The sequence below is a fragment of the Pluralibacter sp. genome, assembly GCF_019237635.1.
Classification (GTDB): Bacteria; Pseudomonadota; Gammaproteobacteria; order Enterobacterales; family Enterobacteriaceae; genus Enterobacter_B.
In genome coordinates this window covers 1-9,765 of the sequence record NZ_JAFAGS010000172.1, presented here as the reverse complement: position 1 = coordinate 9,765, position 9,765 = coordinate 1, and the positions used below count along the sequence as shown (strand labels likewise).

Genomic DNA, 9,765 nt, shown 5'->3' with positions numbered 1-9,765 from the left:
CCAATCGACTTTATTAAATAAATTAATAGGTGATTTTTCTGCCTAATGCAGAACGGCACAGGAAATAATTCAGTTGCAGTAGCAAGAGAGGGCGAGCGCATTACTCAGCGATAGAAAAGCAAAAAGCCTGCTCGAAAGCAGGCTTTTCTAAATTTGGCTCCTCTGACTGGACTCGAACCAGTGACATACGGATTAACAGTCCGCCGTTCTACCGACTGAACTACAGAGGAATCGTGTGAACGGGGCGCATATTAGCGATGCGCCCGTGGCTTGTCAAAGCCTGTTTTCACAAATTCAATCGTTTGCTGTTTTCTTCTCCACTGTGGGTGAAAATCACGCCCAGGCCTGCTAAGCCTTAGCGGCATTGAACTGCGGCGGCGGCTTACGAAAACGTCCGGTCAGGTACGCCAGATAGGCAAGTCCCACGCCAGCCCACACCAGTCCCAGCGTCAGCGACGTCACCTCAAGGTTGACCCACAGCACCGCCACGGTCGCCGCGCCAATCAGCGGCAGCACCAGATAGTGCAGCTTCTCTTGCCAGGTTTTGTTACGCCCTTCACGACGCCAGAAGTGGTTAAACACCGACAGGTTAACGAAGGTGAACGCCACCAACGCGCCAAAGTTGATGAGCGCGGTCGCCGTCACCAGGTCAAAGAACAGGGCCGACAGCGCCACAATCCCCACCATAATGACGTTCAGCGCTGGCGTACGCCATTTCGGGTGCACGTAGCCGAAGTACTTCTCCGGGAAGACGTTATCACGCCCCATCACATACAGCAGACGGGAAACGCTGGCGTGAGACGCCAGGCCCGAGGCCAGCGTGTTCACAAAGGTGGTGCACAGGAAGATAGACTGGAACAGCTTGCCGCCAACATACAGGGCAATCTCCGGCAGCGCCGCATCCGGGTCCTTAAAACGGCTGATATCCGGAAAGAACAGCTGCATAAAGAACGACGCGGCGATAAAGATAAGTCCACCATACAGGGCGGTGAGGAAAATCGCTTTCGGGATAGTGCGCGCCGCATCCGGCGTCTCTTCGGAAAGCGTCGTGACCGCGTCAAAACCGAGAAACGAGAAGCAGACGATGGTCGCTCCGGTGATGATCGGGATCAGGTGCGCGTTCTGGCTGATAAACGGCTGTAGCGACCAGACCGTTCCAACCCCCTCCCCTTTGTGCAACCCCTGCACCACGAGGAAGATGAACACCACGATGATCGCCACCTGCACCAGTACGAACAGCGCATTAAAGTTCGCCACCAGGTTGACGCTTTTCAGGTTCGCGGCGGTAAGAATGGTGACAAACATCACCACCCACACCCACGGCGCAACGCCCGGGAACAGCGCGGAGAGGTAGATTTTCGCCAGCAGCACGTTAATCATCGGCAGGAACAGATAATCGAGCAGCGACGACCAGCCGACCATAAAGCCAACGTGCGGATTTATCGCTTTTTGCGCGTAGGTGTAGGCCGAACCGGCCTGCGGGAACTGACGTACCAGCTTGCCGTAGCTGATGGCGGTGAACAGGACTCCCGCCAGCGCCAGCAGATAGGAGGCCGGAACGTGGCCGTTGCTGACGCCGGAGACAATCCCGAAGGTGTCAAACACCGTCATCGGCGTGAGATAGGCAAGCCCCATCACCACCACCTGCCAGAGCTTGAGGGATTTACGCAGTTGCGGTTTGCCCGAATGCGTTGACTGATTCAGAGAATGGTTAGTCGTCATGACGATCCTCCCCGATGCGCGTACAGGTCTGCGTTCGAAACGTCGGTACTGCAAACCTGGGTAGCTTCGGGGTGGATCTGAAAGAGAAAGGAGTCAACGTCGCACAACACAGGTGCGGCCCGTACTCACTGCGGGAGCCGTAAACGCTCTCGTTAGGGGGATATTTAATCATTGGCATCATCTCATTTCCTCGTCACAAACTCTGTCGGTTATCTGAAGACCCGTTGTCGCCGTCGATCCATTAGCGACACCCGGGAAATGGCAGGTTTACCTGCAATATATCCGGCCTGACTCCGCTCAGGCCGCATGATGCGACGTCTTCTTTTACCGCGCCGGACCGCATCGCGATCAGGCGTTTTTCAACATCCACTCAATTTCGGTATCGGTGATGAGGCGCTCAAACTGGATAAGCTCATCGTTCTTACAGGCGTGGTAAACATGGCTGAAACGTTCACCCAGCAGCTCGCGCAGGTGGTCGTTTTGCGAGAACTCCCACAGCGCGTCGCTTTGACGGATCGGGAACGGCAGCCCGTCCTGCTCAAGCCCGTTGCCTTCCACCTCTTCCTGCAATGGCAAATCGTTGTCCAGGCCGTGGAGGATCCCGGCAAGGATGGTCGACATCACCAGATACGGGTTCGCATCGGCGCCCGCCACGCGGTACTCCACGCGATGGTTATCGCGGTCGCCGCACGGAATACGCAACGCAACAGTACGGTTGTTGTGTCCCCAGGAGGCCTGCGTCGGCACGTACATCCCCGGCTGGAAGCGGCGCCAGGAGTTTACGTTCGGCGCCAGCAGCGCCATTGAGGCTGGCATCAGGTCGATCATTCCCGCCAGCGCGCGTTTCAGCAGCGCTGAATCTTCGCCGTCGGCATCCGCCAGCACATTCTCACCCTTGTTATTCAGGATGCTGATATGAATGTGCATCCCGCTGCCCGCATGTTCTTCATACGGCTTGGCCATAAAGGTGGCGTGCATTTTGTGTTTCTCGGCCACCAGCCGCACGAGGCGTTTCAGCGCCAGCGCATCGTCACAGGCGTCGAGCACGTTATCGGTATGGTAGAGGTTGATTTCAAACTGCCCAGGAGAGGCTTCGGCCACCGCGCCGTCGGCCGGGATCAGCTGCAGTTTTGCCAGGTCGTCAATATCGGTCAGCACATCGGCAAAGTGGTTAAGGTTATCTACGGAGTAGACCTGGCTTTGGGTATTGCGATCGTCGGTACCCGGGGCGCACGGCGGCTGGAGATACCCTTCTGAATCACGCTGACGATCGAGTAAATAGAACTCCAGCTCTACCGCTACCACGGGGAACAGACCGCGCTGGCGTAGTTTCTGCCAGAGTCGGTTCAGCACGTTCCGCGGCTCAACGTCAAAGGGAGCGCCATCTTCATCAAGCATGGTCAGCATCATCTGGCCGATACATTCCGGGTCAGCCGCCGACGGGGTCAAGGTGCCGAGCACGGGTACGCAGGCGCGATCCGGCTCGCCAAGCTCCTGGCCTAACCCCGCCTCTTCAACGACGTTGCCCAGAATATCCATCGCAAAAACCGATGCCGGGAAGTAGCACCCCTTCTCTACTTTACGCAGCCCGGTGACCGGAATGCGTTTGCCGCGAAAGCAGCCGTTGAGGTCCGTTAACAGCACATCGACATACTGCGTGTTCGGGTAACGTTCAAGATACTGCGTCACTTCGCGCGCAAACGCGCTACTTCGTCTCTCTTCGGACTGCTGAACAAAGTTCTCAACTTCTACGATATTGGTTTCCATGATTCACCGCCGTTGCTTTGGATGACGATCTGCGACTCGACCGTTAAATATAATGTCCACTCTTCGACTCTGGATGCAAGCAAGTTGTTTGTCAAATGTTAAATTGAGTTTGCAAGAAGGTTACTCCGCTGCTAGATTGAGAAAATATTGAACGGAATTGCACAACATGGAATCGTTTGGCAATAATTTAGTCCAAAACGTGAGGTCGATCATGGGCAATATATTTGACAAGCCAGTTATTGGTGTAGTGATGTGCAGGAACAGGCTTAAGGGTCATCTGACCCAGACTCTGCAAGAAAAGTACCTGAATGCGGTTTTGAATGCCGGTGGATTGCCGATTGCCCTTCCCCACGCGCTGGCGGAGCCAGAGCTACTGAACGCATTGTTACCGAAACTCGACGGCATCTTCCTGCCAGGAAGCCCAAGCAATGTGCAGCCGCACCTCTATGGTGAAAACGGCGATGAGCCTGACGCCGATCCCGGGCGTGATCTTCTAAGCATGGCGCTAATCACCGCCGGGCTCGAAAGGCGCATCCCCATTTTCGCCATCTGCCGGGGTTTACAGGAATTAGTTGTCGCCACCGGCGGGACTCTGTATCGTCGCCTGTGCGATCACACCGAGTTTCTGGAGCATCGTGAAGATTCGGAGCTCCCGGTGGAGCAGCAGTACGCGCCATCGCATGAAGTCCAGGTCCAACAAGGGGGATTGCTGTCTCAGTTAATACCAGGTTGCAACACGTTTTGGGTTAACTCCTTACACGGCCAGGGCGCGAAAACCCTTGGCCCGCTGTTGCGCGTGGAAGCGCGAGCACAGGATGGGCTGGTGGAGGCCGTCAGCGTTCACACCCATCCATTCGCCCTCGGCGTACAGTGGCACCCGGAATGGAACAGTAGCGAATACGCCCTGTCGCGTTTGTTGCTTGAAGGTTTTATCACCGCATGTCAGAACCACCTCGCTGAAAAACAGCGGCTCTGACCACGACTGTTAAGGAAATGCAATTATGAGCGATGACGGCCTGGCGCCGGGTAAACGTTTGTCAGAGATCCGCCAACAGCTGGGTCTTTCGCAGCGTCGTGCCGCCGAACTGTCTGGATTAACGCATAGCGCCATCAGCACCATAGAACAGGACAAAGTCAGTCCTGCCATCAGCACCCTGCAAAAGCTGCTGAAAGTTTATGGGCTGTCGCTCTCCGAGTTCTTCGCCGAACCGGAAAAGCCTGACGAACCACAGGTGGTTATCAATCAGGACGAGCTGATTGAGATCGGGAGTCAGGGGGTATCAATGAAACTGATTCACAACGGAAATCCGAATCGTACGCTGGCGATGATATTTGAAACCTATCAGCCAGGCACCACGACCGGGGAGAGGATTAAGCACCAGGGTGAAGAGATTGGGACAATACTGGAAGGTGAAGTGATACTGACCATCAACGGTCAAACGTATCACCTCGTTGAAGGACAAAGCTATGCCATCAACACCGGCATACCGCACAGCTTCAGCAACACCTCGGCAGGCATCTGCCGCATTATTAGCGCCCACACACCCACTACTTTTTAACGAGTACCGGCCTGAGGTTCTCAGGCCTTCTTAAAAAACGCGAATTAACAGGGTATATCCCTGGAGCGCCGTGCAGCCTGATTTTGCCTGAAGAAGATGAGTAAGGTTATTTATCCGATTGAAATATAAGGGGTAGCTATGAACTTTCAGAATCTGAAATATTGGCGGGAGAAAGCCAGTCATTATTCGCCGGAGACGCGTTTATTTATTAACGGCAACTATTGCGCCGCCGCTGATAACGACACATTTATAACGGTTGACCCGGCAGGACAGCGTCCGCTTGCCAAAGTCGCCCGCGGCAAACAAGCCGATGTGGAGAAGGCCGTCTCCGCGGCCCGCGCGGTATTTGAACAAGGCGACTGGTCACACGCTTCCCCGGCACAACGCAAAGCGGTGCTCAACAAGCTCGCCGATTTAATGGAACAGCATCACGAGGAGCTGGCGCTGCTGGAAACACTCGATACCGGCAAACCTGTCCGCCATAGCCTGCGTGATGATATTCCAGGCGCGACCCGCGCCATCCGCTGGTACGCCGAGGCGATTGATAAAGTCTATGGCGAAGTAGCCAGCACCTCGGTGAATGACCTGGCGCTGATCGTTCGTGAACCGGTGGGCGTCGTCGCCGCCGTGGTGCCGTGGAACTTCCCGCTGCTGCTGGCCTGCTGGAAACTCGGCCCGGCGCTGGCGGCGGGCAACAGCGTTATCCTTAAACCGTCGGAGAAATCCCCGCTGACCGCGCTCCGCCTGGCGGGGCTGGCGAAAGAGGCTGGTCTGCCGGACGGCGTGCTTAACGTCATCAGCGGATACGGCCACGAGGCGGGCCAGGCGCTGTCACAGCACCCGGATGTCGACGTCATCACCTTTACCGGCTCTACCCGTACCGGCAAACAGCTGCTCAAAGACGCAGGCGACAGCAACATGAAGCGCGTCTGGCTGGAAGCGGGCGGCAAAAGCGCCAACATTGTGTTCGCCGACTGCCCGGACCTGCAAAAAGCTGCTGCCACCACGGCGGCCGGGGTTTTCTACAACCAGGGCCAGGTTTGTATTGCCGGTACGCGCCTGCTGCTGGAAGAGAGCATCGCCGACGAGTTTATCGCCCTGCTGAAAGCGCAGGCAAAAAACTGGCAGCCGGGCAACCCGCTCGACCCGGCAACCACGATGGGAACGCTTATCGATAACGCCCACGCTGACACCGTACAGAGTTTCATCTGCGACGGCGAAACCCAGGGCACCCTGGTGCTGGACGGCCGCAGCCACGTGCATCCTGCCGCCATCGGCCCGACCATTTTTGCCGATACCGCCCCTAACGCGCGCATCGGCCGTGACGAAATCTTCGGTCCGGTGCTGGTCATCACCCGCTTTAAGAGCGAAGCCGAAGCCCTGGCGCTTGCCAACGACAGCGACTACGGCCTGGGCGCCGCGGTATGGACCCGGGATCTCTCCCGTGCGCACCGCATGAGCCGCCGCCTGAAGGCCGGCTCGGTCTTCGTCAACAACTACAACGACGGCGACATGACCGTACCGTTCGGCGGCTATAAGCAAAGCGGCAACGGCCGTGATAAGTCCCTACATGCGCTGGAGAAATTTAGCGAACTGAAAACCATCTGGATTGCCCTGGAGCCTTAATCATGACTGAACATACCACCAGTTACTACGCCGCGAGCGCCAATCAGTACGAACCGTTTCCCACCCTCACCGAATCAGTCACCTGTGATGTGTGCGTGGTCGGCGGCGGCTACACCGGGCTTTCCTCCGCGTTGCATCTGGCCGAGATGGGTTATGACGTGGTACTGCTGGAGTCGGCGCGCATCGGTTTTGGCGCCAGCGGACGCAACGGCGGCCAGTTGGTGAATTCCTACAGCCGCGATATCGACGTCATCGAGAGCAACTACGGCCCGGACGCTGCCCGAATGCTCGGCAGCATGATGTTTGAAGGCGGCAACATTATTCGCGAGCGCATTCAGCGCTACCAGATTGAGTGCGACTACCGCCCGGGCGGGCTGTTCGTGGCGCTGAACCACAAACAGATGGAGACCCTGGAGGAACAAAAAGCCAACTGGGAGCGCTACGGCAATACCCAACTTGAGCTTCTGGACAGCAGCGAGATCCGCCGTGAAGTCAGCAGCGACCGCTACGTCGGCGCCTTGCTCGACCACAGCGGCGGCCATATCCACCCGCTGAACCTCGCTATCGGCGAAGCTAACGCCATTCGCCTCAACGGCGGGCGCGTCTTTGAGCAGTCGCCGGTCACCCGCATTCAGCACACGACCCCGGCGGTGGTGAGCACGGAGAAAGGTCAGGTCACCGCGCGCTACGTGATCGTCGCGGGCAACGCCTACCTCGGCGATAAGGTCGAACCGGAGCTTGCCAGGCGCAGCATGCCGTGCGGCACTCAGGTACTGACCACCGAACCGCTCTCCGCCGAGGTGGCCCGTTCGCTGATTCCGCGCAACTACTGCGTGGAGGACTGCAACTACCTGCTGGATTATTACCGTCTGACCGGGGATAACCGCCTGCTGTACGGCGGCGGCGTGGTCTACGGCGCTCGTGACCCGTATGACATTGAACGCCTGGTCGTGCCGAAGCTGCTGAAGACCTTCCCGCAGTTGAAAGGGGTGAAGATTGATTATCGCTGGACGGGCAACTTCCTGCTGACGCTGTCGCGCATGCCGCAGTTCGGCCGCCTCGACACCAACATTTATTATATGCAGGGCTACAGCGGCCACGGGGTGACCTGTACCCACCTGGCCGGACGGCTGATTTCCGAGCTGCTGCGCGGAGACGCCGAGCGTTTCGACGCCTTTGCCAACCTGCCGCACTACCCGTTCCCGGGTGGCCGCAGCCTGCGTATTCCGTTTACCGCTATGGGGGCTGCTTATTACAGCTTACGCGATCGCCTTGGGGTTTAACGTCTTCTGGTAATAAACCCGACGCACAGGGCGATCCCCCCTGTGCGTTTTTTTATTCCCTTTTCACCCGCGGATATTTCCACAGCCAGCGTCCGCTGACCATCCGCCAGTAGAACAACGCGCCACGCACCGCCCAGTCGAGGAACATCCCGAGCCACACGCCGACCACGCCCATCCCCAGCATGATACCGAGCACATAGCCTGCCACCACCCTGCAGCCCCACATGCTGAACATCGATACCCACATGGCGAACCGCGCATCGCGCGCGCCCTTCAGCCCGGACGGCAGCACCCATGACGCGGCCCAGATGGGCATGAACGCCGCGTTAAGCCACAGCAATACCTTCACTACCTCTTTCACATTCTCCTCGTGGGTGTAAAACGAGGCAAACAGCCCGGCCAGCGGCGCAGTGCCCCAGGCAATGATCGTCAGGATAATGGTCGACATCCAGAACACATGGCGCAACTGCCGCTCCGCCTGGCCTATCTGCCCTTTCCCCAGTCGCTTGCCGGTGATAATGGTCGACGCCGACCCGAGCGCGTTGCCCGGCAGGTTAATCAGCGATGCGACCGAGAAGGCGATAAAGTTACCGGCGATAACATCAGTCCCCATTCCGGCAACGAACATCTGCGTCAGCAGCTTTCCGCTGTTAAACAGCACCGACTCAATGCTCGCCGGGATGCCGATGCCCATCACCTCCCAGATAATGGCGACATTGAGCGGCTTGAGATAGCTTTTCAGCGGGATGCGCAGCGCCGGGTTAAAGCCGACGGTCAGCACGAACAGAATCGCCGCCGCGCCGATATAGCGGGAGATGGTCAGCCCCAGCCCCGCCCCGATAAACCCGAGGCCATGCCAGGAGAACGCGCCGTAAATCAGGACGCTACTGATAATAATGTTGAGGATGTTCATCCCGCCGTTGATCAGCAGCGGTATTTTGGTATTGCCGGCGCCGCGCAGCGCCCCGCTGCCGATAAGCGCGATGGCCGCCGCCGGGTAGCTCAGTACCGTCAGCTCAAGATAGCTGAGCGCCAGCGCTTTGACGTTCGCCGTGGCGTCTCCCGCCACGACATCAATGATCTCCTGGCCAAAGTAGTGGATAACAGCAGCGAGGATCACCGCGAAAATCGTCATGATCACCAGCGACTGCCTGGCCGCCGACCTCGCCCGCCGCCTGTCGCGCCTGCCAAGACTGAAGGCCACCACCACCGTCGTCCCGAGGTCAATGGCGGCGAAAAACGCCATTACCACCATGTTAAAGCTATCAGCTAACCCGACTCCGGCCATCGCCTCCGCGCCGAGCCAGCTGACGAGGAAGGTGCTCAGCACCCCCATCAGCAGTACGCAGGTATTCTCCATGAAGATGGGGACAGCAAGCGGGGTGATTTCACGCCAAAAAAGAACACGATAGCTTTTGCGTTTTCGATACCAGGGCGTGCGGATAACGGCCTGGCGGACTGCGGCGGAGACGTTCAAGGGGTACCTTAGGAAAAAAGTTGAAACCACATTTCAAATAATGATTGAGAAACCCGGATACTGCAAAACCTTTTTCCAGATTAATTGTGCTTAAATACAACAAATTGTTGACAGAAGCGTCAGTCGCGCACGAAGGCAAGAAATGAGGTTTGACAAAAATTTTTTCGCCGCTAAGATAAGCCTCCACACGATTCCTCTGTAGTTCAGTCGGTAGAACGGCGGACTGTTAATCCGTATGTCACTGGTTCGAGTCCAGTCAGAGGAGCCAAATTTAGAAAAGCCTGCTTTCGAGCAGGCTTTTTGCTTTTTTGCGCCAGGGTGTTTGCCCCAT

6 protein-coding genes, 2 tRNA genes and 2 pseudogenes are annotated in these 9,765 nt (G+C 57.3%); 5 read left to right on the top strand and 5 right to left on the bottom strand.

The window, feature by feature from the left end; translation table 11 throughout:
- Positions 1–154: 154 nt before the first annotated feature.
- The 3 genes from JO226_RS20090 to JO226_RS20080 form a co-directional block, all read right to left on the bottom strand.
- Positions 155–230, bottom strand: a tRNA-Asn gene (locus JO226_RS20090).
- A 118-nt stretch (positions 231–348) separates the two neighbouring features.
- A complete protein-coding gene (locus tag JO226_RS20085; RefSeq protein ID WP_296406697.1) occupies positions 349–1,722 on the bottom strand; it encodes an APC family permease in 1,374 nt (457 codons plus the stop codon).
- 348 nt (positions 1,723–2,070) lie between these two features.
- The gene (locus JO226_RS20080; RefSeq protein ID WP_296406696.1) at positions 2,071–3,489 is read right to left on the bottom strand and encodes a glutamine synthetase family protein; all 1,419 of its coding nucleotides are present in this window, start codon (positions 3,487–3,489) and stop codon (positions 2,071–2,073) included.
- Between the two features lie 211 nt (positions 3,490–3,700).
- Here JO226_RS20080 and puuD point away from each other — a divergent pair, with 211 nt between their 5' ends.
- From puuD to JO226_RS20060, 4 genes are all read left to right on the top strand, one after another.
- Positions 3,701–4,465: a gamma-glutamyl-gamma-aminobutyrate hydrolase gene (puuD, locus tag JO226_RS20075; protein WP_296406699.1), complete on the top strand. Its 765-nt coding sequence runs from the start codon at positions 3,701–3,703 to the stop codon at positions 4,463–4,465.
- Positions 4,466–4,490: 25 nt separating this feature from the next.
- Complete coding sequence (gene puuR, locus JO226_RS20070; protein ID WP_296406694.1) at positions 4,491–5,048, top strand: HTH-type transcriptional regulator PuuR; 558 nt, start codon at positions 4,491–4,493, stop codon at positions 5,046–5,048.
- Positions 5,049–5,186: 138 nt separating this feature from the next.
- Entirely contained in the window at positions 5,187–6,674 is a 1,488-nt protein-coding gene (gene puuC, locus JO226_RS20065) for an aldehyde dehydrogenase PuuC (RefSeq protein WP_296406692.1), read from the top strand.
- Positions 6,675–6,676: 2 nt separating this feature from the next.
- Positions 6,677–7,957 carry an FAD-binding oxidoreductase gene (locus JO226_RS20060; protein WP_296406690.1) on the top strand — a complete coding sequence of 427 codons (1,281 nt, stop codon included), beginning with the start codon at positions 6,677–6,679 and terminating at the stop codon, positions 7,955–7,957.
- A 52-nt stretch (positions 7,958–8,009) separates the two neighbouring features.
- Here the strand turns inward: JO226_RS20060 and JO226_RS20055 are convergent.
- Both JO226_RS20055 and JO226_RS23365 read right to left on the bottom strand, forming a co-directional pair.
- Positions 8,010–9,466, bottom strand: a pseudogene (locus JO226_RS20055) (EmmdR/YeeO family multidrug/toxin efflux MATE transporter).
- 41 nt (positions 9,467–9,507) lie between these two features.
- A pseudogene (locus tag JO226_RS23365) lies at positions 9,508–9,621 on the bottom strand (DUF5951 family protein); the annotation flags it as partial.
- A 5-nt stretch (positions 9,622–9,626) separates the two neighbouring features.
- Between JO226_RS23365 and JO226_RS20050 the strand changes: the two are divergent.
- Positions 9,627–9,702: transfer RNA gene (locus JO226_RS20050), tRNA-Asn, on the top strand.
- The last annotated feature ends 63 nt before the right edge of the window (positions 9,703–9,765 follow it).

Coding starts and splice junctions, on each gene's coding strand:
- JO226_RS20080 (WP_296406696.1), bottom strand. CDS start 3,489: ATGGAAACCAATATCGTAGAAGTTGAGAACTTTGTTCAGCAGTCCGAA.
- puuR (WP_296406694.1), top strand. CDS start 4,491: ATGAGCGATGACGGCCTGGCGCCGGGTAAACGTTTGTCAGAGATCCGC.
- puuD (WP_296406699.1), top strand. CDS start 3,701: ATGGGCAATATATTTGACAAGCCAGTTATTGGTGTAGTGATGTGCAGG.
- JO226_RS20060 (WP_296406690.1), top strand. CDS start 6,677: ATGACTGAACATACCACCAGTTACTACGCCGCGAGCGCCAATCAGTAC.
- puuC (WP_296406692.1), top strand. CDS start 5,187: ATGAACTTTCAGAATCTGAAATATTGGCGGGAGAAAGCCAGTCATTAT.
- JO226_RS20085 (WP_296406697.1), bottom strand. CDS start 1,722: ATGACGACTAACCATTCTCTGAATCAGTCAACGCATTCGGGCAAACCG.